Annotated in this window: 18 protein-coding genes; 13 read left to right on the top strand and 5 right to left on the bottom strand. The window is 62.2% G+C overall.

Features of this window, described 5'->3' with window-relative positions:
* Nucleotides 1-41 precede the first annotated feature (41 nt).
* Together ACVWSC_RS08710 and ACVWSC_RS08715 are read left to right on the top strand one after the other, a co-directional pair.
* On the top strand, nt 42-2,078 hold the full coding sequence (locus ACVWSC_RS08710; RefSeq protein WP_442113253.1) for an oxidoreductase: 2,037 nt from the start codon (nt 42-44) through the stop codon (nt 2,076-2,078).
* A gap of 72 nt (nt 2,079-2,150) precedes the next feature.
* The gene (locus ACVWSC_RS08715; RefSeq protein ID WP_442113254.1) at nt 2,151-3,047 is read left to right on the top strand and encodes a 1-aminocyclopropane-1-carboxylate deaminase/D-cysteine desulfhydrase; all 897 of its coding nucleotides are present in this window, start codon (nt 2,151-2,153) and stop codon (nt 3,045-3,047) included.
* On the opposite strand, the gene ACVWSC_RS08720 is transcribed toward ACVWSC_RS08715, so the two are convergent.
* Nucleotides 3,044-3,592: a cytochrome b gene (locus tag ACVWSC_RS08720; RefSeq protein ID WP_442113255.1), complete on the bottom strand. Its 549-nt coding sequence runs from the start codon at nt 3,590-3,592 to the stop codon at nt 3,044-3,046. The two genes, ACVWSC_RS08715 and ACVWSC_RS08720, sit on opposite strands and share 4 nt — an antisense overlap.
* Before the next feature lie 169 nt (nt 3,593-3,761).
* On the opposite strand from ACVWSC_RS08720, the gene ACVWSC_RS08725 reads away from it, so the two are divergent.
* Entirely contained in the window at nt 3,762-5,045 is a 1,284-nt protein-coding gene (locus ACVWSC_RS08725) for an arsenic transporter (protein WP_442113256.1), read from the top strand.
* A 76-nt stretch (nt 5,046-5,121) separates the two neighbouring features.
* Here the strand turns inward: ACVWSC_RS08725 and ACVWSC_RS08730 are convergent, their stop codons facing one another.
* The gene (locus ACVWSC_RS08730; protein WP_442113257.1) at nt 5,122-6,066 is read right to left on the bottom strand and encodes a DUF1853 family protein; all 945 of its coding nucleotides are present in this window, start codon (nt 6,064-6,066) and stop codon (nt 5,122-5,124) included.
* A gap of 136 nt (nt 6,067-6,202) precedes the next feature.
* Here ACVWSC_RS08730 and ACVWSC_RS08735 point away from each other — a divergent pair, with 136 nt between their 5' ends.
* The 10 genes from ACVWSC_RS08735 to ACVWSC_RS08780 all read left to right on the top strand — a co-directional run bounded on the left by ACVWSC_RS08735 (nt 6,203) and on the right by ACVWSC_RS08780 (nt 17,881).
* Complete coding sequence (locus tag ACVWSC_RS08735; protein ID WP_107022970.1) at nt 6,203-7,093, top strand: NAD(+) kinase; 891 nt, start codon at nt 6,203-6,205, stop codon at nt 7,091-7,093.
* Nucleotides 7,093-8,064 (top strand): metallophosphoesterase, encoded by a 972-nt coding sequence (locus tag ACVWSC_RS08740; protein ID WP_442113258.1) that lies wholly within the window; start codon nt 7,093-7,095, stop codon nt 8,062-8,064. The genes ACVWSC_RS08735 and ACVWSC_RS08740 overlap by 1 nt, the downstream gene beginning before the upstream one ends.
* Nucleotides 8,061-8,933 (top strand): rhomboid family intramembrane serine protease, encoded by an 873-nt coding sequence (locus tag ACVWSC_RS08745; protein ID WP_442113259.1) that lies wholly within the window; start codon nt 8,061-8,063, stop codon nt 8,931-8,933. Before ACVWSC_RS08740 ends, ACVWSC_RS08745 begins: the two co-directional genes overlap by 4 nt.
* A gap of 13 nt (nt 8,934-8,946) precedes the next feature.
* The gene (locus ACVWSC_RS08750) at nt 8,947-9,207 is read left to right on the top strand and encodes a YeaC family protein (RefSeq protein ID WP_133211015.1); all 261 of its coding nucleotides are present in this window, start codon (nt 8,947-8,949) and stop codon (nt 9,205-9,207) included.
* A complete protein-coding gene (locus tag ACVWSC_RS08755; protein ID WP_442113260.1) occupies nt 9,204-10,034 on the top strand; it encodes a DUF2797 domain-containing protein in 831 nt (276 codons plus the stop codon). Before ACVWSC_RS08750 ends, ACVWSC_RS08755 begins: the two co-directional genes overlap by 4 nt.
* 12 nt (nt 10,035-10,046) lie before the next feature.
* Nucleotides 10,047-12,704 carry an aminopeptidase N gene (gene pepN / locus ACVWSC_RS08760; protein WP_442113261.1) on the top strand — a complete coding sequence of 886 codons (2,658 nt, stop codon included), beginning with the start codon at nt 10,047-10,049 and terminating at the stop codon, nt 12,702-12,704.
* 232 nt (nt 12,705-12,936) lie between these two features.
* Nucleotides 12,937-13,980: a WD40/YVTN/BNR-like repeat-containing protein gene (locus ACVWSC_RS08765; RefSeq protein WP_442113262.1), complete on the top strand. Its 1,044-nt coding sequence runs from the start codon at nt 12,937-12,939 to the stop codon at nt 13,978-13,980.
* A 20-nt stretch (nt 13,981-14,000) separates the two neighbouring features.
* Nucleotides 14,001-16,382, top strand: a complete 2,382-nt coding sequence (locus ACVWSC_RS08770; protein WP_442114277.1) for an efflux RND transporter permease subunit — start codon at nt 14,001-14,003, stop codon at nt 16,380-16,382.
* Between the two features lie 103 nt (nt 16,383-16,485).
* A complete protein-coding gene (locus ACVWSC_RS08775) occupies nt 16,486-16,776 on the top strand; it encodes a DUF5629 family protein (RefSeq protein WP_442113263.1) in 291 nt (96 codons plus the stop codon).
* The gene (locus ACVWSC_RS08780; protein ID WP_442113264.1) at nt 16,742-17,881 is read left to right on the top strand and encodes a lactonase family protein; all 1,140 of its coding nucleotides are present in this window, start codon (nt 16,742-16,744) and stop codon (nt 17,879-17,881) included. Before ACVWSC_RS08775 ends, ACVWSC_RS08780 begins: the two co-directional genes overlap by 35 nt.
* 222 nt (nt 17,882-18,103) lie before the next feature.
* On the opposite strand, the gene ACVWSC_RS08785 is transcribed toward ACVWSC_RS08780, so the two are convergent.
* The 3 genes from ACVWSC_RS08785 to ACVWSC_RS08795 are packed head-to-tail and all read right to left on the bottom strand — an operon-like array spanning nt 18,104 to nt 23,579.
* Nucleotides 18,104-18,697: a glutathione S-transferase gene (locus ACVWSC_RS08785; protein ID WP_442113265.1), complete on the bottom strand. Its 594-nt coding sequence runs from the start codon at nt 18,695-18,697 to the stop codon at nt 18,104-18,106.
* Entirely contained in the window at nt 18,694-22,341 is a 3,648-nt protein-coding gene (locus ACVWSC_RS08790; RefSeq protein ID WP_442113266.1) for an AAA family ATPase, read from the bottom strand. The genes ACVWSC_RS08785 and ACVWSC_RS08790 overlap by 4 nt, the downstream gene beginning before the upstream one ends.
* Nucleotides 22,338-23,579, bottom strand: a complete 1,242-nt coding sequence (locus ACVWSC_RS08795; protein WP_442113267.1) for an exonuclease SbcCD subunit D C-terminal domain-containing protein — start codon at nt 23,577-23,579, stop codon at nt 22,338-22,340. Before ACVWSC_RS08795 ends, ACVWSC_RS08790 begins: the two co-directional genes overlap by 4 nt.
* Nucleotides 23,580-23,630: the final 51 nt, after the last annotated feature.

Raw genomic sequence — 23,630 nt, forward strand, 5'->3', positions numbered from 1 at the left:
GGCGCCCGCATCCCGTGATTAGGCCTGTTGTGGAGTTCACTATGACCGCCGCTCGTTACCCGCATTTGCTCGCCCCGCTGGATTTGGGCTTCACCACCTTGCGCAACCGTACCCTGATGGGTTCGATGCACACCGGCCTGGAAGAGAAACCCGGTGGTTTCGAGCGTATGGCGGCGTACTTTGCCGAGCGCGCCCGTGGCGGTGTCGGCTTGATGGTTACCGGTGGCATCGGGCCGAACGTGGAGGGCGGGGTGTATTCGGGCGCTGCCAAACTGAGCACGCCGGAAGAAGCCGAGAAGCACCGCATCGTCACCCAGGCCGTGCATGAGGCCGGTGGCAAGATTTGCATGCAGATCCTGCACGCCGGGCGCTATGCCTACAGCCCCAAGTCGGTGGCACCGAGTGCGATCCAGGCACCGATCAACCCGTTCAAGCCCCATGAGCTTGATGAAGAAGGCATCGAAAAGCAGATCCAGGACTTCGTCAATTGCTCGCTGCTGGCGCAAAGCGCTGAGTACGACGGCGTCGAAATCATGGGATCGGAAGGTTACTTCATCAACCAGTTCCTCGCCGCCCACACCAACCATCGCACCGATCGCTGGGGCGGCAGTTATGAAAACCGCATGCGTCTGGCCGTAGAGATCGTCAGTCGCGTGCGCGAGGCCGTTGGCCCGAACTTCATCATCATCTTCCGCCTGTCGATGCTCGACCTGATCGAGGGCGGCAGTGACTGGGCCGAAATCGTGCAACTGGCCCAGGCCATCGAAAAAGCCGGGGCGACGATCATCAATACCGGTATCGGCTGGCACGAAGCGCGGATCCCGACCATTGCCACCAAGGTGCCACGGGCGGCCTTCAGCAAGGTGACGGCCAAGCTGCGTGGCGCGGTGCAAATCCCGTTGATCACCACCAACCGTATCAACACCCCGGAAGTGGCCGAGCAGATTCTCGCTGATGGCGATGCCGACATGGTCTCCATGGCGCGCCCGTTCCTGGCTGACCCTGAGTTCGTCAACAAGGCCGCGGCCGGTCGTAGCGACGAGATCAACACCTGTATCGGCTGCAACCAGGCCTGCCTGGACCACACCTTCGGCGGCAAGCTGACCAGTTGCCTGGTCAACCCGCGGGCCTGCCATGAAACCGAGCTCAACTACCTGCCGGTCACCCAGGTCAAGCAGATTGCCGTGGTCGGTGCCGGCCCAGCTGGGCTTGCGGCCGCTACGGTGGCGGCAGAGCGCGGCCATCAAGTCACGCTGTTCGATTCGGCCAGTGAAATCGGCGGTCAGTTCAACGTCGCCAAGCGTGTGCCGGGCAAAGAAGAGTTTTACGAGACCCTGCGTTACTTCAAGCGCAAGCTGCAAACCACCGGTGTCGAGCTGTGCCTGAATACGCGCGTGAGTGCCGAGCAACTGGCTGCCGGCGGTTTTGACGAAATCATCCTGGCCACCGGTATCGCCCCGCGCGTGCCGGCGATTCCAGGTATCGAGCACAGCAAGGTACTGAGCTATCTGGATGTGCTGCTTGAGCGCAAACCGGTGGGTCAGCGTGTGGCGGTGATCGGCGCGGGTGGCATCGGTTTTGACGTGTCCGAGTTCCTCGTGCATCAGGGCAAGGCCACCAGCCTGGACCGTGAAGCGTTCTGGAAGGAGTGGGGTATCGATACCGCGCTGCAGGCGCGCGGCGGTGTGGCCGGGATCAAGGCCGAACCGCATGCACCGGCACGTCAGGTGTTCCTCTTGCAGCGCAAGAAAACCAAGGTGGGCGATGGCCTGGGCAAGACCACCGGCTGGATTCACCGTACCGGCTTGAAGAACAAGCAGGTGCAGATGCTCAACAGCGTCGACTACCTGAGCATCGATGATGCGGGCCTGCATATCCGAATCGCCGAAGGTGAGCCACAGGTACTGGCGGTCGACAACGTGGTGATCTGTGCCGGTCAGGACCCGCTGCGCGAACTGCAGGAAGGGCTGCTGGCGGCCGGCCATTCGGTGCACCTGATCGGCGGCGCCGATGTGGCGGCCGAGCTGGATGCCAAACGTGCGATCAACCAGGGTTCACGCCTGGCCGCCGAGCTCTGAGTGGTGTACGCGGCGGGGTGCCCACTCCGCCGCGCTGTTAAACTGCCGCTTCCCTGCGGCAGTGATCTGAAAATGACGGGTTTTGACACACTTCCCAACGCCCCTTTGCAGCGCCTCGACCTGAGCTGGCTACGCCCGTTCGGCGTCGAGCTGGCGGTGCTGCGCCTGGACTTGATCGACCCGCTGATCAGCGGCAACAAGTGGTTCAAGCTTCTTGAGCATCTGCGCCTGGCCCAGCGCGCACAAGCGCCGGGCGTGATCAGCCTGGGCGGTGCGCATTCCAATCACCTGCATGCTCTGGCGGCGGCTGGCAAACGCTTCGGTTTCGCCACGGCAGGCCTGTTGCGTGGGCATGTTCAGGACACCGCGACCGTCCGTGACTTGCAGGCGTTCGGCATGCAGTTGCACTGGCTGGGTTATGCCGGCTATCGCGCGCGCCATCAGGCGGATTTCTGGTTGCCCTGGCAGGCTCACTACCCGGGTTGGCATTGCGTTCCTGAAGGCGGTGGCGGCCCCTTGGGCGCCAAAGGCTGCGCGTTGATCGTCGAGCAAGCCCGCAGGCAATTGGCCGCCTTGGGCTGGTCGGATTACCACGGTTGGTGGCTGGCGGCGGGTACCGGTACCACCCTGGCCGGCTTGGTGCTGGCTGAAGCAGGGGCGCGTGAGGTGCATGGTGCCTTGGCGCTGCCGCTGGACCACGGCGTACCGGCTCAGGTGCAAGCGCTCGCCGGGGACCATGGCTACCGTTTGTACCCGGCCTGTCGCGGCGGCTTTGCCAAGGTCGATGAGACCTTGCTCGGGTTTATCGACGCCTGCGAGGCCGAATCGGGTATGGCGCTGGAGCCGTTGTACACCGGCAAGGCCCTGCTGGCGCTGCGTGAACAGGTTGAACGTGGCGCGTTTGCCCCCGGCACACGCCTGATCTTTCTGCACACTGGCGGTCTGCAGGGCCGTCGTGGATTTACTTAATCGTTGCGCGGCAGCATGCGCAGCAGGGTGTTGTCACGCTGCACATAGTGATGGAACAGCCCGGCCAGGGCATGCAGGCCGATCAGCCAGTAACCCCAACTGCCGATGCGTTCGTGCCAGCCTTTGATGAATTTGGCCAGATCCGGGTCCGGTGCGATCAACGCGGGCAGTTCGAAGCCGTAGAAGGGGATCGGTTTGTTGGCGGCGCTGAGGATCAACCAGCCGGCAATCGGCAGGCCGATCATCAACAGGTACAAGGCCAGGTGCATCAGGTGTGCAAGGCCGGTCTGCCAGGCGGGCGGTGCCGGGACGATGGGCGGCGTCGGCCGGCTCAGGCGCAGGGCCAGGCGTAGCCAGACCAGCACGAACACTGTCAGACCGAGCATAAAGTGCAGGTCTTTCATCAGGTTGCGTTCAACACTGTCTTTGGGGAACAGCCCGCGCAGTTCGATCAGGGCGTACACCGCTGCCAGCAGCACCAGCATTAACCAGTGCAAAGTAATCGACAGGCCGCTGTAGCGTGCCTGGGGTGTGTTCACGGTCATGGTCTTTCCTCGTGGTCAGGTCAAAGTCCACGCTCTGTTGGCGCAGTTAAAGTCACTGTAATCGTTGGGGGGACGATTGCTTGCTTATTGCAACAAAAAATTGCTAACCGTGAATTGATCTGTCGCTAGAATTCGCCGCTTCATCGAATTCGTTTTCAAGGCTTGTGTAATGCTGATGGCATCGCTGATTTTCCTGCTGACCATTACCCTGGTGATCTGGCAGCCCCGTGGTTTGGGCGTCGGTTGGAGCGCCACGGGCGGTGCGCTGTTGGCGCTGCTCAGCGGTGTGGTGCAATGGAGTGACATTCCGGTGGTCTGGCAGATCATCTGGAACGCCACCGGTACCTTCATCGCCCTGATCATCATCAGCCTGTTGCTCGACGCGGCCGGCTTCTTCGCCTGGGCGGCGCTGCATGTGGCGCGCTGGGGGCGCGGCAGTGGGCGGCGCCTGTTCTGCTTTATCGTGTTGCTCGGGGCATTGGTCTCGGCGTTGTTCGCTAATGACGGCGCGGCGCTGATCCTCACACCGATCGTAGTGGCGATGCTGTTGGCCTTGCGCTTCAGCCCGGCGGCGACCCTGGCGTTTGTCATGGCCGCCGGTTTCATTGCCGACACTGCCAGCTTGCCGTTGGTGGTGTCGAACCTGGTCAACATCGTTTCGGCCGACTTCTTCGGTATCGGTTTCAACCGCTATGCCGCGGTGATGCTGCCGGTCAACCTGGTCAGCGTGCTGGCGACCCTGGCGGTATTACTGTGGTATTTCCGCCGCGACATCCCGGCCGACTATGACCCGCTGCAGTTGGATCGGCCACGAAGCGTGGTGCAGGATCCGGCAACCTTCGTTGCCGGTTGGCTGGTGCTGGTGATTCTGCTGGTCGGTTGTTTTGCCCTGGAACCGCTGGGCATCCCGATCAGCGCAATCTCTGCGGTGTGCGCCCTGGTGTTGCTGTTGGTGGCGGCGCGCGGGCACAAAATTTCCACCCGCAAAGTGCTCAAGGAAGCGCCCTGGCACATTGTGGTGTTCTCTCTGGGCATGTACCTGGTGGTTTACGGCCTGCGCAATGCCGGGCTGACCGACTACCTGGCGGGTTGGCTCGACAGCTTCGCGGCGGGCGGCGTGTGGGGCGCAGCGATGGGCACGGGGCTGCTGGCCGCGCTGTTGTCGTCCGTCATGAACAACTTGCCGACGGTGTTGATCGGCGCGCTGTCGATCGATGCCAGCTCGGCCACGGGGGTGGTCAAGGAGGCGATGATCTACGCCAACGTGATAGGCAGCGACTTGGGGCCGAAAATCACCCCGATCGGCAGCCTGGCCACCTTGTTGTGGTTGCATGTATTGCAGCGCAAGGGCGTGACCATTGGCTGGGGTTACTACTTCAAGGTCGGAATTGTGCTGACGGTGCCGGTGTTGTTGCTGACCTTGGCGGCGTTGGCGCTGCGCTTGGGGCTGTAGGAGCGGGCTTGCCCCGCGATAGCGGTGCGTCAGACGGATTGCGATCGCGGGGCAAGCCCGCTCCCACCGGTTGCCCTCAGCCCGGCAGATTCGGCCACAGGTCAGACACCAGAAACACCCGCTGCGCTTCCTCCCACTCGCCGTCTACGCCCTGCACCAGGCGTACCAGCAGTTGTGCAGGTGCCAGTGGGTCGAGGGCGCGCAGCCAGTCGCTCATCCGCGCCTCGCTCCAGTTCTGTCCTTCGGCACAGCGTGCCGGGGCCAGCCAGGCCTCGCGTGGCAAGGGTTGCCAACACCCCTCCAGACGCTGCTCGACGAACGCCGGCCAGTCGCGTTGATGCAGCCATTGCCCGCACAAATGCTGCGGGTGCGCACCTTCAGGCGCGTCGGCATGCCCGGGCCAGGGGTAGAACAGGTAGCCCGCCAGCCACAGGTGGGCGCTCAACTGCTCGATGTTCAAGGCGCTCAGGGCCTCGCGGCTCTCGGCCCGGGCAGATATTGGCAACTGGTGATCGGCCAGGTGCGCAAGCTTGCGGTCCAGGCGGTCGTGGCAGCCGGGGCCCAGCCAGTGCGCAGGATCGTGGCCATCGCCACCCGCTGGCCCCAGGTAGAGCTTGATGGCCAGTTCCTGGTGGTGCACACCCTCGGCATCACGCAGCAGCAGGTCCAGCTCGCCGAGGGTGTGGCCTGCGGTGCGAATCGGCAAGTTGGCGGCCAGCAGCTCGACCCCGGGCGCCTGTTGCAAGGCAAACTGCCATAGCCTTTCGTAGTACAACCCTAAACGCCGCGTGGTGGCCTGCGCCAGCCAGTGTTGCAGTGCGCTGCTGTCGCGATCCAGCGCATACAGCCATTGCTGCAGGCGCTCAGGGTGCGCAACCCAGTCACTGGCGGCCAGCGGATGGCGTTGCGGCCAGGGTGTTTGCTGCAGCATCGGCGGGGCAAGGATCACCCACGCCAGGTCGCGCACCTGAGGCTGGCGCAGCTGGCGGGGCAGGTCGGTCAGGCCGGGGAACGGGTTCATCCAGCGAGCATAGCGCTTTAGCCTGCCGGGCCGCTGATTTTCTCCAGCGTTTGCTGCCACCCGGCGCTTTCGCCCATAATCGAACTCTTTGGCGTACCTCGCCTTTTTACCCGCCGTAGCGCCTAGCAGGAGCCCCATGGAGCAATTTCGCAATATCGGTATCATCGGCCGCCTCGGCAGTTCCCAGGTGCTCGATACCATTCGCCGACTGAAAAAATTCCTGCTCGAGCGCCACCTGCACGTCATCCTTGAGGACACCATCGCCGAAGTCCTGCCCGGCCACGGCCTGCAGACTTCATCGCGCAAGCTGTTGGGCGAGGTTTGTGACCTGGTTATCGTCGTTGGTGGTGATGGCAGCCTGTTGGGTGCGGCCCGCGCCCTGGCCAAGCACAATACCCCGGTACTGGGCATCAACCGCGGCAGCTTGGGCTTTCTCACCGATATCCGCCCGGACGAGCTGGAGGTGAAAGTCGCCGAAGTGCTCGATGGCCATTACCTGGTGGAGAACCGCTTTCTGCTGCAAGCTGAAGTACGCCGCCATGCCGAAGCCATTGGCCAGGGCGACGCGCTCAACGATGTGGTGCTGCACCCTGGCAAATCCACGCGGATGATCGAATTCGAGATCTACATCGATGGCCAGTTCGTCTGCAGCCAGAAGGCCGACGGCCTGATCGTCGCAACGCCGACCGGTTCGACCGCCTACGCGCTGTCGGCCGGTGGCCCGATCATGCACCCTAAACTCGACGCCATCGTCATTGTGCCGATGTACCCGCACACCCTGTCGGGGCGGCCGATTGTGGTCGATGGCAACAGCGAGCTGAAGATCGTGGTGTCCAAAGACCTGCAGATCTACCCGCAGATCTCCTGTGACGGTCAAAACCACTTCACCTGCGCGCCGGGCGACACCATCACGGTGAACAAGAAGCCGCAGAAGCTGCGCCTGATCCACCCGCTGGATCACAATTACTACGAGGTCTGCCGGACCAAACTCGGTTGGGGCAGCCGCCTGGGTGGTGGAGGCGAGTGATGCTCGATCCAGCCCGTAGTTACGACTTGATTGGTGACGTGCACGGTTGTGCACACACCTTGGAGCGTCTGCTCGATGCCCTCGGCTACAAGCGTCAGGGCGGCGTGTGGCGCCATGCCCAGCGCCAGGCGTTGTTCCTCGGCGATATCATCGACCGTGGCCCGCGGATTCGCGAGGCGCTGCATATCGTCCACGACATGGTCGATGCCGGTCAGGCACGCTGCATCATGGGCAATCATGAGTACAACGCCCTGGGCTGGAACACCCCGGCCTTGCCGGAAACCGGCAAGCAGTTCGTGCGTGAGCACAACCCGCGCCACGGGCGCCTGATCTACGAGACCCTGACCCAGTTCGAGAAACACCCGGGCGACTGGCACGATTTTCTCGAGTGGTTCTATGAGCTGCCACTGTTTCTCGATGCCGGCCGCTTCCGTCTGGTCCACGCCTGCTGGGACCCGCGGCTGATCGAGCCGTTGCGCCAGCAGCACCCGGACGGCTGCATCGATGAGCACTTCATCCAGGCCTCCGGGGTGCCTGACAGCTTTGCCGCGACAGTCTGCAACCGCTTGCTCCGTGGCACCGACATGCGCCTGCCGGACGGCCTCACCCTGACCGGCGGCGACGGCCTGACGCGGGCGTTCTTCCGGACCAAGTTCTGGGAAGATGACCCACAGACCTATGGCGACATTGTGTTCCAGCCGGATGCGCTACCCGAAAAAGTCGCCAGTACACCGTTGAGCCACAGTCAGAAGAATGCCTTGCTGCGCTATGGCGAAGACGAACCGATGTTGTTCGTCGGGCACTACTGGCGCAGTGGCAGACCCGCGCCGATCCGTTCCAACCTGGCCTGTCTGGACTACAGTGCAGTGCTGTACGGCAAATTGGTCGCTTACCGACTCGATGACGAAACCCGAATCGACCCGCGCAAGTTCGTCTGGGTTGATGTCGACCGGCCGGAGGCCAGCCAATGAGTGCAGTGGTGGTGTTACGCATGCCCTTGAACATCGACCTGAGTGGCTTTGTCGGCCTGCTACGGCGCCTGCAGGTGCCACACCGGGTCAGCGAGGAGGGCGGCGAGCAGGTGCTGTGGGTGGCAGAAAGCCTGGCCGACGATGTGCGCGAGCTGTACCAGCGTTTTCCCGAGGGCGATGCCGATTTCCAGTTGCCCGAGCAGAGCGCTCTGACGCCACCGGCACGACCGGGTTTCGCCCAACAGCTACAAGCCAGCAAAGCCACTGCCGTGGTGCTGTTGCTGTGCCTGATCGTGGCCGGGCTGACTGGCCTGGGTGACAACTACGCCACCCTGAGCTGGCTGACATTTCTCGATTTTCGTGTACAGGGCGACTACCTGTACTTCACCCCGCTGACCGCGAGCCTTGCTGATGGCCAGTGGTGGCGGCTGTTCTCGCCGATGCTGGTGCATTTCGGCATCCTGCACCTGGCCATGAACGCCCTGTGGTACTGGGAGCTGGGCCGGCGCATCGAATTGCGTCAGGGCCCCTGGTCGCTGTTGAGCCTGACCCTGCTGTTCAGCCTGGTGTCCAACGCTGCGCAGTACCTGTTCGGTGGCCCGAGCCTGTTCGGCGGCTTGTCGGGTGTGCTGTACGGCCTGCTCGGGCACGTCTGGCTGTACCAATGGCTGGCGCCCAACCCGGTGTATCGCATGCCGCGCGGGGTGCTGGTGATGATGCTGGTCTGGCTACTGCTGTGCCTGTCCGGGTTGGTCAGCCTGCTGGGCTTTGGCCAGATCGCCAACGCCGCGCATGTTGGCGGGTTGTTGGTCGGCTGCCTCAGCGGGCTCTTGGGCGGGGCGCTGGCCCGGCGTAAACTGACGGCTTGATTTGGGAGACACTATGTCCACTTTTGCGCAAATGATCGAGAACATCACCCCGGAAATCTACGAGAGCCTGAAATTGGCCGTAGAGCTGGGCAAATGGGCGGATGGGCGCAAGCTCACCACCGAGCAGAAAGAACTGTCGCTGCAGGCGGTGATTGCCTGGGAAATCCAGAACCTGCCTGAAGAGCAGCGCACCGGCTACATGGGCCCGCAAGAGTGCAGCTCGAAGTCGGCACCGGTGCCGAACATCCTGTTCAAGTCGGATGCGATCCATTGATCGAACTTGGCCGCGGCTCCATCAGTAAAATGTCGGCGCGTCTCGACGCGTCGGGGGTGCAGTACGCTTTTCGTCTGGGCGAGCAGGAAGTGCCGGTCAATCCGTTGATCGGCACCACCGTGCGCCTGGAATACCTCGGTGCCATCCATTGCAGCCACTGTGGTCGCAAGACCAAGACCAGTTTCAGTCAAGGGTACTGCTACCCGTGCATGACCAAACTGGCCCAGTGTGACGTGTGCATCATGGCCCCGGAAAAATGCCATTACGATCAAGGCACCTGCCGCGAACCAAGCTGGGGCGAGCAGTTCTGCATGACCGATCATGTGGTTTACCTGGCCAACTCCTCGGGTATCAAGGTCGGCATCACCCGTGCCAGCCAGTTGCCAACGCGCTGGCTCGACCAGGGCGCCAGCCAGGCGCTGCCGATCGTGCGGGTGGCCACCCGTCAGCAGTCGGGGCTGGTCGAAGACCTGTTCCGCAGCCAGGTAGCCGACCGCACTAACTGGCGCGCCTTGCTCAAGGGCGATGCCGAAGCGGTTGATCTGCTTGCCGTGCGCGAGCAACTGTTCGACAGCTGTGCCGAGGGCTTCAGTGCCTTGCAGGCGCGATTTGGCCTACAGGCCATCCAGCCGTTGACCGACGCGCAAGTGCTGGAAATCCGCTATCCGGTCGAGGCCTACCCGAGCAAGATCGTCAGCTTCAACCTGGACAAGAACCCCGTGGCCGAAGGCACGTTGCTGGGGATCAAGGGCCAGTACCTGATCTTCGATACCGGTGTGATCAATATTCGCAAGTACACGGCGTACCAGCTCGCCGTGCATCAGTAAAAGGACCGCCACATGCGTACCGAACAGCCGCAAGTGATCTACCTCAAGGACTATCAGGCGCCCGAGTACCTGATCGACGAGACGCACCTGACCTTCGAACTGTTCGAGGACCACACGCTGGTCCACGCGCAGCTGGTCATGCGCCGCAACCCAGAGCGTGGTGCCGGCCTGCCGCCACTGGTGCTCGACGGCCAGCAGCTGGAACTGCTCAGTGTTGCCCTCGACGACCAGGCGCTGAACGCTGGCGACTATCAGATCGATGACAGTCACCTGACCGTGCAGCCCAAGGCGGCCAGCTTCACCCTCGACACCAGTGTGAAGATCCACCCGGAAAGCAACACCGCGCTGGAAGGCCTGTACAAGTCCGGCAGCATGTTCTGCACCCAGTGTGAAGCCGAGGGTTTTCGCAAGATCACCTACTACCTCGATCGTCCGGATGTGATGAGCACCTTCACCACCACGGTGATCGCCGAACAGCACCGTTATCCGGTACTGCTGTCCAACGGCAACCCGGTGGGCAGCGGCCCGCAGGACGACGGCCGTCACTGGGCGACCTGGGAAGACCCGTTCATGAAACCGGCCTACCTGTTTGCCCTGGTAGCTGGTGATCTGTGGTGTGTCGAAGATAAGTTCACCCGCCAGTCGGGCCGTGACGTCACCCTGCGCATTTATGTCGAGCCGGAAAACATCGACAAGTGCCAGCACGCCATGACCAGCCTGAAGAAGTCCATGCGCTGGGACGAAGAGGTGTATGGCCGCGAGTACGATCTGGATATCTTCATGATCGTGGCGGTCAACGACTTCAACATGGGCGCCATGGAAAACAAGGGCCTGAACATCTTCAACTCCAGTTGCGTACTGGCCCGTGCCGAAACCGCAACCGACGCCGCACACCAGCGGGTCGAGGCGGTGGTCGCCCACGAATATTTCCACAACTGGTCGGGCAACCGCGTGACCTGCCGCGACTGGTTCCAGCTGTCGCTCAAGGAAGGCTTCACGGTGTTCCGCGACTCGGAATTCAGTGCCGACATGAACTCGCGCACGGTCAAGCGCATCGAAGATGTCGCCTACCTGCGCACTCACCAGTTCGCTGAAGATGCCGGGCCGATGGCCCACGCCGTGCGCCCGGACAGCTTTATCGAAATCTCCAACTTCTACACCCTGACGGTGTACGAGAAGGGTTCGGAAGTGGTGCGCATGGTGCGCACCTTGCTCGGCGCTGAAGGCTTCCGTAAAGGCAGCGACCTGTATTTCGAGCGCCATGATGGCCAGGCTGTGACCTGCGATGATTTCATCAAGGCCATGGAAGATGCCAACAGCGTCGACCTGACCCAGTTCAAGCGTTGGTACAGCCAGGCGGGAACACCGCGTCTGGCCGTCAGCGAGGCATACGACAGTGCCGCGCAGACCTACAGCCTGACCTTCCGTCAGAGCTGCCCGGCGACCCCCGACAAAGTCGAGAAGCTGCCGTTCGTGATTCCGGTCGAGATGGGCCTGCTGGATGCCCAGGGCAACGATATTGCCCTGCGCCTGCAAGGTGAAGCGGCCGCTGGCGCCACCTCGCGGGTGCTGTCGGTCACCGAAGCCGAGCAAACTTTCACTTTCGTCGACATCGCCGCCAAGCCGTTGCCATCGCTGCTGCGGGGGTTCAGCGCGCCGGTCAAGCTGAGCTTCCCGTACGATCGCGACCAGCTGATGTTCCTCATGCAGCATGACAGCGATGGCTTCAACCGTTGGGAAGCCGGTCAGCAGTTGTCGGTACAGGTCCTGCAGGAGCTGATCGCCCAGCATCAGCAGGGCAGTGCCATGGTGCTCGATCAGCGTCTGGTCAGCGCGCTGGGTGCGGTGCTGGCCAACGAGCAACTGGACCAGGCCATGGTCGCCGAGATGCTCTCGCTGCCAAGCGAAGCCTACCTCACTGAAATCAGCGAAGTAGCCGATGTCGATGCGATCCACGCGGCCCGTGAGTTCGCCCGTAAGCAGATCGCCGACCAGCTGTTCGACGCGCTGTATGCCCGTTACCAGGCCAATCGCGGCGTCTCGCGCGACACCCCATACGTCGCCGAGGCCGAGCATTTTGCCCGTCGCAGCCTGCAGAACATTGCGCTGTCGTACCTGATGCTCAGTGGCAAGCCTGACGTGTTGGCGGCCACCCTGGAACAGTTCGACGCCTGTGACAACATGACCGAGCGCCTGACCGCGCTGGCGGTGTTGGTCAACTCACCGTTTGAAGCCGAGCGGGCCAAAGCGCTGGACGTCTTTGCAGAAAACTTCAAGGACAACCCACTGGTCATGGACCAATGGTTCAGCGTACAGGCGGCCAGCACCCTGCCGGGTGGCCTGGCGCGGGTCAAGGCGCTGATGCAGCATCCGGCGTTCACGATGAAGAACCCGAACAAGGTGCGCGCCTTGGTCGGTGCCTTTGCCGGGCAGAACCTGATCAACTTCCATGCCGCCGATGGCTCTGGCTATCGCTTCCTCGCGGACCTGGTGATCGAGCTCAACGCCCTCAACCCGCAGATCGCTTCGCGGCAACTGGCGCCGCTGACTCGCTGGCGCAAGTACGACGCTGCTCGTCAGGCGCTGATGAAGGGCGAACTGGAGCGCATTCTGGCGTCTGGCTCGCTGTCGAGTGATGTTTATGAGGTGGTGAGTAAGAGTCTGGTCTGACTTGGGCTCTGATCGCGGGGCAAGCCCGCTCCTACAGGTATTGCCAAACCTGTGGGGGCGGGCTTGCCCCGCGATGCTTTCTGCGCTTAACAAAAGATAACGTCCCATTCGTTGTCAGCCCTTCGCAAACCCCGATAGGATGGCTCTCAGCTATTGCGGGGCTCTGGAACACGGTTTTTGGCAGTACCTGCAAATAGATTGACCCAAATAACAATAATCGGGGGACAGATCTATGACCGTGCCTTATCCGGCAGGTACCGGCGCAGCGCGCGCCCGTCCATGGGCATTGGCCGCCAGCGGATTGCTGCTGCTGGCCATCGGCTTGTGGGCCAATACGGCGGAGGCGGCAGCGGCTGAGCAGCCGGTCTACTCCACTGAATCGGCCAAGGCTGAAAAAAGCCTGTTACTTGATGTGACCCGTGCCGGTAACCGTCTGATTGCCGTTGGCGACCGCGGCCATATTCTGTTCTCCGATGACCAGGGCAAGTCCTGGACCCAATCCAAAGTCCCGACGCGGCAATTGCTCACGGCCGTGTACTTTGTCGATGACAAACACGGTTGGGCCGTTGGCCATGATGCGCAGGTGCTGGTCAGCGCTGATGGCGGCGTGACCTGGACCAAGCAATTTGAAGACCTGCAGCGCGAAGCGCCGTTGCTGGATGTCTGGTTCAAAGACACCCAGCACGGCTTTGCCGTGGGCGCTTATGGCGCATTGCTGGAAACCACCGACGGCGGCAAGCAGTGGCACGATGTTGCTGATCGCCTGGACAACGAAGACCAGTTCCACCTCAACGGCATCGCCCAAGTCAAAGAGGCCGGCCTGTTCATCGTTGGTGAGCAGGGCAGCATGTTCCGCTCCAGCGACGACGGCCAGACCTGGCAGAAGCTCGAAGGCCCTTACCAGGGTTCGCTGTTTGGCGTTATTGGCACGGCCCAGCCGCGCACGCTGCTGGCCTATGGGCTGCGTGGCAACCTCTATCGCTCCACGGATTTCGGTGACAGCTGGCAGCAGATCGAACTGAAAGCTGCCCGCGGCGCGCTCGAGTTTGGCCTAGCAAGCGCTACGCTTCTCGATGATGGCAGCCTGGTATTGGTCGGCAATGGCGGCAGCGTGCTGCGCAGCAGCGACGACGGCCAGAGTTTCAGCGTATTCAACCGTGCCGATCGCGTCGCCCTCGCCGGTGTCAGCGGTAAAAACGGTGGAGGCCTGGTGCTGGTTGGCCAGGGTGGTGTGCATCTGGCTTCGGCCCAAGGCGGCGAAGGGGTGCAGCCATGACTCATCAGGAGCAGTTCAATATGAATCAGCAGCAGCATCATCAAGACAAGGCGACGCTGCTTGAACGCCTGATCTTCAACAACCGCCCGGTGGTGATCTTCATCTGTCTGCTGGTCAGTGTGTTCCTGTTCTGGCAGGCCATGCAGATTCGCCCTTCGACCAGCTTCGAGAAGATGATTCCGCTGCAGCATCCGTTCATCGAGAAGATGATCGAGCACCGCAATGACCTGGCCAACCTTGGCAACACTGTGCGGATTTCGGTGGAGGCCACCGATGGCGATATCTTCAGCAAGGACTACATGGAGACCTTGCGCCAGATCCACGACGAAGTCTTCTATATTCCTGGCGTTGATCGTTCCGGCCTGAAGTCGCTGTGGAGCCCCAGCGTGCGCTGGACCGAGGTGACCGAAGAGGGCTTTGCCGGCGGTGAAGTGATTCCCAACACCTACGACGGTTCGGCTGACAGCCTTGATCAGTTGCGCAACAACGTGCTCAAGTCCGGGCAGGTGGGGCGCCTGGTTGGCAACAACTTCAAGTCGAGCATCATTGATGTGCCGCTGTTGGAGTCGTACCCGGATCCTAAAGATCAGAGCAAGCTGATCAAACTCGACTACCAGCAGTTCTCCCATCAGCTGGAAGAGAAGATCCGCGACAAGTTCCAGGCCCAGAACCCCAACGTCAAAATCCACATCGTTGGCTTTGCCAAGAAGGTCGGTGACCTGATTGATGGCCTGGTGATGGTGGCGATGTTCTTCGGCATCGCCCTGGTGATTACCTGGGTGCTGCTGTACTGGTTCACCTGGTGCATCCGCAGCACCATCGCGGTACTGATCACCACCCTGGTGGCGGTGGTGTGGCAATTGGGGCTGATGCATGCCGTAGGCTTCGGGCTGGACCCGTATTCGATGCTGGTGCCATTCCTGATCTTCGCCATCGGTATTTCCCATGGCGTGCAGAAGATCAACGGTATCGCCCTGCAATCGAGTGAGGCTGAAAATGCCCTGACCGCCGCGCGCCGTACATTCCGGCAGTTGTTCCTGCCGGGGATGATTGCGATTCTTGCCGACGCCGTGGGCTTCATTACCTTGCTGATCATCGACATCGGGGTGATCCGTGAGCTGGCCATTGGCGCATCGATCGGTGTGGCAGTGATCGTCTTCACCAACCTGATTCTGCTGCCGGTGGCGATTTCCTATGTCGGCATCAGCAAGAAGGCCATCGAGCGCAGCAAAAAGGACGCCACCCGCGAACATCCGTTCTGGCGCCTGCTGTCGAACTTTGCCAGCGCCAAAGTGGCACCGGTGTCCATCGTCCTGGCCCTGCTGGCCTTTGGTGGCGGCCTCTGGTACAGCCAGAACCTGAAGATCGGCGACCTCGATCAGGGTGCGCCGGAATTGCGTCCGGATTCGCGTTACAACAAAGACAACAGCTTCATCATCGACAACTACTCGACCAGCTCCGACGTGCTGGTGGTGATGGTCAAGACCCCGACCGAGGGCTGCTCGATCTACTCGACCATGGCGCCGATCGACGAGCTGATGTGGAAGATGGAGAACACCCCGGGCGTGCAGTCGGCGATCTCGCTGGTGACCGTGTCCAAGCAGATGATCAAGGGCATGAACGAAGGCAACCTGAAATGGGAAAGCCTGTCGCGCAACCCGGACGTGCTCAACAGTTCCATCGCCCGTGCCGACGGCTTGTATAACGCCGACTGCTCGCTGGCACCGGTACTGGTGTTCCTCAACGACCACAAGGCCGAGACCCTGGACCGTGCAGTCAAGGCGGTGCAGGAGTTCGCCGATACCCACAACAAGGAAGGCCTGGAGTTTCTCCTGGCAGCCGGTAACGCCGGTATCGAGGCGGCCACCAACGAGGTCATCAAGTCGGCCGAGCTGACCATCCTGATCCTGGTGTACATCTGTGTGGCGGTGATGTGCATGATCACCTTCCGCTCCTTTGCCGCAACCTTGTGCATTGTCCTGCCGCTGGTGCTGACTTCGGTGCTGGGCAACGCGCTGATGGCGTTCATGGGCATCGGCGTCAAGGTGGCGACCTTGCCGGTGGTGGCGCTGGGCGTGGGGATTGGTGTGGACTACGGTATCTACATCTACAGCCGCCTGGAGAGTTTCCTGCGTGCCGGGCTGCCGTTGCAGGAAGCCTACTACCAGACCCTCAAGTCCACGGGTAAAGCGGTGCTGTTCACCGGCCTGTGCCTGGCGATCGGGGTGTGCACCTGGATCTTCTCGGCGATCAAGTTCCAGGCCGACATGGGCCTGATGCTGACCTTCATGCTGCTGTGGAACATGTTCGGGGCGCTGTGGCTGCTGCCCGCACTGGCACGTTTCCTGATCAAGCCGGAGAAGATGGCTGGCAAAGCGAGCAATTCGATCTTCGCGCATTGACCGTGCTTTATCGCGGGGCAAGCCCGCTCCTACCGGTAGGAGCGGGCTTGCCCCGCGATGCTTTCAGGTATCATGCATTTCTTTACCTGACGACACCCATCCCATGACAACCCTCTCCACTATTCTGCAGTCCGCCGACATGCTGCTGGTCGACGGCCTGCACGCCTTTGACTTCACCTACGACGCCACCGGCCTGCATATCGAATGTATGGATGGACGAGCGCTGAAGAAGTGGTCGTTCTCTCCCGAGCAGATCGCTGCCGCCCGCAAGGACGGCGAGGAATGGCTCATCGCAACCGACAGCACCGAGCATCGGCTAGTCTGTATGAGTGCCTTTCGCGCCCCGGATGAGGATGACGATGAAACGCCAACTGAAGACGTTGCTGATCGCTAGTGCCATGAGCGTGTTTGCCACCGCCCACGGCGCGCAGTTGCTGGTGGGCAGCTACACCGATGGCAGCAGCGAAGGGCTCTACCGTTACGCGTTCAACAGCGACAGCGGCCAGATCGACCCCACGCCGTTGCAGGTGCTGCAGAGTGAGAACCCCTCCTGGTTGACCCTGTCGGTGGACAACCGCCTGCTGTTTGCGGTCAACGAAAATGGCGCCGGCAAGGGCCAGGCCAGCAGTTTTTCCATCAGCAGCAAAGACGGCAGCCTCAAGCCACTCAACCAGGTCAGCAGCGCTGGCGATGAGCCAACCCACGCCAGCCTCAGCCATGACCAGCGCTACCTGTTCGTGGCCAACTATGGCGTGCAGCCGACCCCGGGCGGTAGCCTGAGCGTGTTGCCGGTAGCCAAAGACGGCAAACTGGCAGCCTCGGTGCAGCAGGATCAGCACAAAGCCAGCGGCGCCAACCCGCAGCGCCAGGCCGGGCCGCATGTGCATTCGGTGGTGTCTTCACCCGATGGGCATTACCTGTTTGCCAGCGATCTGGGCGCCGACAAGGTGTTCATCTACCGCTACGACGGCGCCAGCCCCAAGCATCCCCTGAGCGCCGCCACCCCCGCATTCGTTGAGCTACCGCCGGGCAGCGGGCCACGCCATCTGCTGTTCAGCAGTGATGGTAAACAGGCCTATCTGACCCTGGAGATGAGTGCTCAGGTTGTGGTGTTTTCCCACGAGGACGGCAAGCTGGTCGAGCTGCAGCGCTTGCCGCTGACCGAGCAGAACGACGCCTCGGCCAAGGCTGCGGGTGCCTTGCACCTGTCGGCGGATGGGCGCTTTCTGTATGTCAGCAACCGCGGTACGGCTAACGAATTAGTGGTGTTCGCTGTGGATGAAGACAGCGGCAAACTGATGCAGGTGCAACGCCGCAGCGTCGAGGGCGACCATCCGCGTGAATTCACCATCGACCCGTCGGGCAAGTTCCTTTTGGTGGCCAACCAGAAGAGCAACGAGATTGTCGTCATTCGCCGTGATCCGCGTAGCGGCATGCTCGGTGACACGGTGCAGAAGCTGCCCCAGGATGCGCCCTCGGACCTGAAGTTTGTCGAGTGACAATCGGCGCATGTAAAGATTCTGGTAATAGCCTATCGCCATGTGATTGAATTTGACGCTAAATTTTTGACTCTTCTCACACAGGGAATGAAGCATGGTCTGGCGCATCGTGGCGGTATTGCTGTTTCTGTATTCGTCGCCGATTCTGGCTGTGTAATGAAGGGACCGCGGGGCAAGCCCACTCCCACCCGGTAGGAGCGGGCTTGCCCCGCGATCGATTGGTTACTTGGCCATAATCGCCTTGAACAACGCCGACTCCAGCCAACCCTGAAGCCAGGCACGCAGCTGCGGGTAAGGCGCGTTGGCGAACCAATCCGGCTCTACCCCGGCAAACTGGCGCATCAACGGCAGCAAGGCGGCATCGGCCAGGCTCGGGTGTTCGGCGAACAAATAGCGCTGCTGCGTCAGCCGGGCTTCCAGCTCGGCTAACCAGCGTTCAGCCTGTTGCCGATAATCCTCACGGGACTGTTGTGGGTAACGCTCGGCGTACTTGTACAGATTGACCTGCACCTTGAAGTCACGGTCATTGCGCACGATCAGGGCTTCGGCTGCTTGCGCCGCCTGCGGGTCGGCGCGCAGCAACCAGTCTTGCGGGTCATGCCGGGCCAGGGCCCAGCGCATGATGTCCAGGCTTTCATCGAGCACCTCGTCACCCGCGTGCAACACCGGCACCGTGCCTTTGGGCGACAGCTCAAGCAGCTCTGGGGGTTTAGCCTTCAAGCTGACTTCGCGGATGTCCACCGGGCACTCGCTGTAACGCAGGGCCAGGCGTGCACGCATGGCCCATGGGCAACGACGGAACGAATAAAGAATCATCCGTTGACCTCGATTGAACTCAAGCCATTGCCCTGACGGCGTACCTGGATCTGTACCGGGATGCGTTCGTGCATCTCCTGCACATGGGAAATCACCGCGACCTTACGCCCTTGCGCCTGCAGGCCGTCGAGGGCGTCCATGGCCAGCTGCAACGACTGCGGATCGAGGCTGCCAAAGCCTTCGTCAATAAACAGCGATTCGATCCGCAAGGTGCTCGACGCCATCGATGCCAAACCCAGGGCCAGGGCCAGCGACACCAGGAAGGTCTCGCCACCGGACAACGAATGCACCGAGCGCAGTTCGTCACCCATTTCGGTATCCAGCACCAGCAGGCCGAGCAGGCTGCCACCGCGCTTGAGACGATAGCGCCGAGCCAGTTGCCGCAGTTGCGCGTTGGCGTGATGCACGAGCAAATCGAGGTTGTAGCCTTGGGCGATTTTGCGGAAGGTGTCGCCGCTGGCCGAACCGATCAGGGCATTGAGACGCGCCCAGCGCTGCCATTGCGCGTAAGCCTCGGCAATGCGCTCGGCCAGGGCCTGATTGGCCTGTTGGCGACGCTGGTCGTCGGCTTGTTCGGCGCGCAGCTCGGCGCACGCCTGTTCGCTGGCGGACAGTTGCGCCTGCAAGGTGTGCAAGGCGTGCTCCAGGTCTTCAGCGGGAAGTTCCAGTGTGCCCAGTGCTTGATGCTGCTCCAGACGTTGTTGCCGCTCCTTGAGCAGCACCTGCGCTTGCTCCAGGGCTTTTTCGCTGTCGAGCAGGCGCTGGCGCAGCTGGCTGACGGCGTTGTCATCCAGGGCCAGTAAGTGCTCCAGACCGCTGTCATCCAGTTCAGGATGCTGTTGGCGCCATTGTGCGATCTGTGCGCTGGCTTCGGCGAGTTCCTGCTCCAGGGCGCTCATGCGCTCGCCTTTGGCCTTGAGTTCAGTCGCCAGTTCAATCAACCGAGCCTGGGTCTCCTGCAGCTGCTGGCCAGCCTGAGTGTCTTGCTGGCGAGCGTTGGCTACCGATTGCTCCAGGTGATGCTGCCACTGCTCCGCAGCAGGATGCTCACCGAGCAGACCGGCAAGGTTGGCCTGACTCTGTTGCTGTTGCTGCTCAAGGGCGGTGCATTGCGCCTCGAGCTCCTGCAGCTTCTGCGCCCGGGTCTGTTGCTGAAGCTGGGCTTTATCCAGTGTTTGCTGACGCTCATTGTGTTCGAGCTGCTCATCCTTGTGCCGTTGCTGCAGGTCCAGGCGTTGGGCCAGTTGCTGGTCGAGGCGCACGAAGGTGGCGGCCGGTTCACGGCGCAGTTCCTCGAGGGTTTCGGCGGGTAGCAAGCTGGCAAAACTGGCCAGTTCCTGCTCCAGGCGCTGTTCATCGGCGCCCAGCGCTTGCTGTTGCTGCTGCAGCAGTTGGTTGGCCTGCTGATTGGCGTCGGTGGCGGCCTGCAATTGCTGTTGCAGACGGGCGGCGTTTTTCTGCACGCTCAGCAGGGCGGCCTGACGCTGCTCGTCGCGGCTGATGTCATCGCTCAGGCGGCGCAGTTGCAACGCCAGCCAGGCGGTTTGTTGACCGACCTGCTGCTCGTTGAGTGCGGGGTACAGCGCATGGGCCTGCAAGCCGGGCGTCAGGCGTTGCAGTTGCTCGCTCAGTTGCTCCTGCTGGTGCAGGTATTCCTTGATCTGCCCATTGACGCCGCCCAGTTGCGTGCGCAGCTCGTCCAGTTGCTTCTTCAATTCATCGACGGCGTGCTGGGCGTTGCGCTCCTCATCCTGATCATGTTGCCCCAACTGCTGCAGCAGGGCTTCAGGCTGATGGTACGGGTGCTCCTGGCTGCCACACACCGGGCACGGCTGATCGTCTTCGAGCTGGGCGCGTAAGGTTTCCACGGTCTGGCTGCGGGCCAGGCGCTGGCGTTCGAGCAATTGGCGGGTGACGGTCAGCGCCTGTTCGGCGGCGGTCAGCTGGCTCTTGCCGCTCAGGCCCTCACTGATCAGTTGCTCACGCTGCTTGAGAGCGGCCTGTTGGCGCTGTTGCAGGGCGGCCAGGCGCTGTTCCAGCTCCTGGTGCTGCTCCCAAAGCCGGCTGAGGTCTTCTACCTGACGCTGTTGCTGGCGATTCTGCTGCAGCAGTTCGCCCAGCAAGCCGATCTGTTCGGCCATGCTCTCGGGCTCGGCCTGGGCTTCCTGGTAGAGCAGGGCGATGGCGGCTTGTTGCTGTTGCAGCTCAGCGCTGGTCTGCTTGACCCGTTCCTGCAGCCCCGGCAGTTCGGCGCGCCCCTGGTTCAGGCGGTTGCCCAGTTGCATCAGCTGTTGCAGGCGATCACGGTAAGCGCTCCAGGCATCGCCCAGACCGGCAAGGGATTCGCTGTGCAGCAGTTGTGCGCTGATCTGCGCGAGCTGCTCTTCAGTGCGCTGCTGTTGCGCGGTCAGCTGAGCGATCTGCTGTTGTCCTTCGCTGCAGGCCAGCGCTGCTTGCTGTTTCAGGGTCTGGTAGTTGCTCAGCTCGGCAGACAGGCGCGCCAGGGTATTTTGCTCGGCGAACGCCTGACGCAGCAGTGGCGCGCTGTCACTTTGCTGGCTCAAGGCCTGGTTCAGGGCCTGCTGGGCCGTGTGTTGCTCGTCCTGCAATTGCTGCTGCCGCGCCAGCAATTCGTTGTGCTGCTGGGTCAACGTGCTGATGCTGTCGGCCAGGGGCGAACGTTGAGCGTTCAACGCCTGCTGGCGGGCGAACTGATGACGCTGCGGCGCCAGTTGTTCCAGGCGTACCAGATTGAGGCGTTCGCCCTGCAGGCTGTCGCTGTGCTGCTGGGCACTGTGCAACTGTTCGGTGCTGGTCTGCACCTGGCTTTGCAACTGCGACAACTCGGTCAGCCAGGCACGTTGCAGTTCAAGCTGGCGCTGTTGGGCTTGCTCGGCCTTGAGCCGCTCCAGCGCCTGGCCGTAGCGTTGGTCGAGGTCTGCACGCGCTTCGGGGGCCATCGGCATCACCCCGGCGGCCTGGTCTTGCAGGGCTTTATGGGCCTCTTCGGCTTCTTTGCTCTTGCTGTAGGCGCGTCGCCCCAGCTGGCTGTAGATCGCCGTGTTGGTGAGCTTTTCCAGCAACTCGCTGCGGTCTTTGTCGTCAGCCTTGAGGAAGGCGCTGAACTCGCTCTGGGCCAGCATCACGGCCCGGGTGAACTGTTCGAAATTCAGGCCCAGGCGTGCTTCGATCAGTTGCTTGTATTCGCCTTTGCTCTGGTTGCTCAGCAGTTGATCGCTGTCCAGGTCATGCAGGCTCTGGCGGCTGCCTTGCAGCTTGCCGTTGGCTTTGTCGCGGGCGCGGTTGGCTTCCCAGCGCGCACGGTAGCGGCGGCCATCGATGCCGACGAAGTCAACTTCAGCAAAACCGCTGCCGGTGCCACGGCGCAACAGGGTGCGCGGGTCGCTGGTGAGGATGTCACTGTCGACTTCTGGCAGCTTGGTTTCGCGGCCGATATTGCTCAGCCGCGGTACCGCCCCGAACAAGGCCAGGCACAAGGCATCGAGCAGTGTACTTTTACCGGCGCCGGTAGGGCCGGTGATGGCGAACAAGCCTGCGCTGGCCAGCGGCTCGGCGGTAAAGTCGATGTCGAACGGACCCGCCAGGGACGCCAGGTTCTTCAGGCGGATGGCGAGAATCTTCATGGCTGTTCCTCTTGCTGTTGAACGTCCTGTAGCAACAGGGCGAAGTCGGCCAGGGTCTGTTCGTCCACGGCGTTGCCGTAGGCCTGGGCCCAGGCGCGGCTGAACAGTTCTTCAGGCGTCATCTGACCAAGCTCCATCAGCGTGGTGTCATCGAGCGCGTCGCCTTCGCGGCTGCCAGCGTACTCGGCGGCAATTCGCACCAGGCGCACGGCTTTGCCCTGCAGGGCGCTCTCCAGTTGCTGGCGCAGGTCGGGTTGCGGTTCATCCAGGCGTACCCGCACCTCCAACCAAGGCTGACGCTGCGGGTCGTCGAGCAGGTCGACCACCGGCAACTCGGCCAGTTGTTCAAGTACCTCGGCCAGCGGCGCAGGGCCCAGGCGTTGCAGGTGCACGGCGCGAGGAATCAGGCGAGATTCGACACTGCTCAGGGTGCTGCCATCGAGCTCGATTTCGAGGATCTGGTGTGGGTAGCCAATCTCGGAAAAGGACAGCGGAATCGGTGAGCCACAGTAGCGGATGCGTTCTTCGCGATTGACCCGTTGAGGCTTGTGCAGATGCCCCAGGGCCACGTAGCTGATGTCTTTGCTGAACAGGCTGGCGGGCAAGGCCTCGGCGTTGCCGATGATCAGGCTGCGTTCGGAGTCTTCCGACACCGAGCCACCGGCCATGTGCGCATGGCTGACGGCAATCAGCGCCTGGCCTGGCTTGCGCCGTTCCAGCGCAGCGGCGATCAGGCGCTCGTGCACCTGGCCGATACCGCGCAAGTAATCATCGCCCAGGTGCGCGCCGGTGACCTCGGCAGGCCGCAGGAACGGCAGCGCCAGGCACCATGCCGCAACCTTGCCGCGAGCATTGGTCAGGGGAATCAGCAGGCGCTCGCTGTCGAGCACGCCGTCGTCGAGCCATTGCACCCGGCCCAGGGCGTAGGTGCGCAAGCGGCGCATCAAAGGCGCTGGCAGCTCGATGCGTGAGCCGGAATCGTGGTTACCGGCGATCATCACGATGTTCAGCTTGGGCTGCTGCTCATGGGCCTGGACGATGAAGTCGTAGAGGCGCTCCTGGGCTTTGACCGGTGGATTGACCGTGTCGAAGATGTCGCCAGCGATCAACAGCGCATCGGGTTGGCGCAGCTTGAGCTGGCCGAGCAGCCAGTCGAGAAAACACGCGTGTTCGAAATCGCGTTCCTGGCCATGCAGGGTTTGTCCCAGGTGCCAATCAGAGGTGTGAAACAGACGCATGAAGGGTTCCGCAGATTGCTGGCGCAGCGCATCGGGCGCTACGCCTTGGGG

It is taken from the genome of Pseudomonas sp. NUPR-002 (assembly GCF_056322725.1).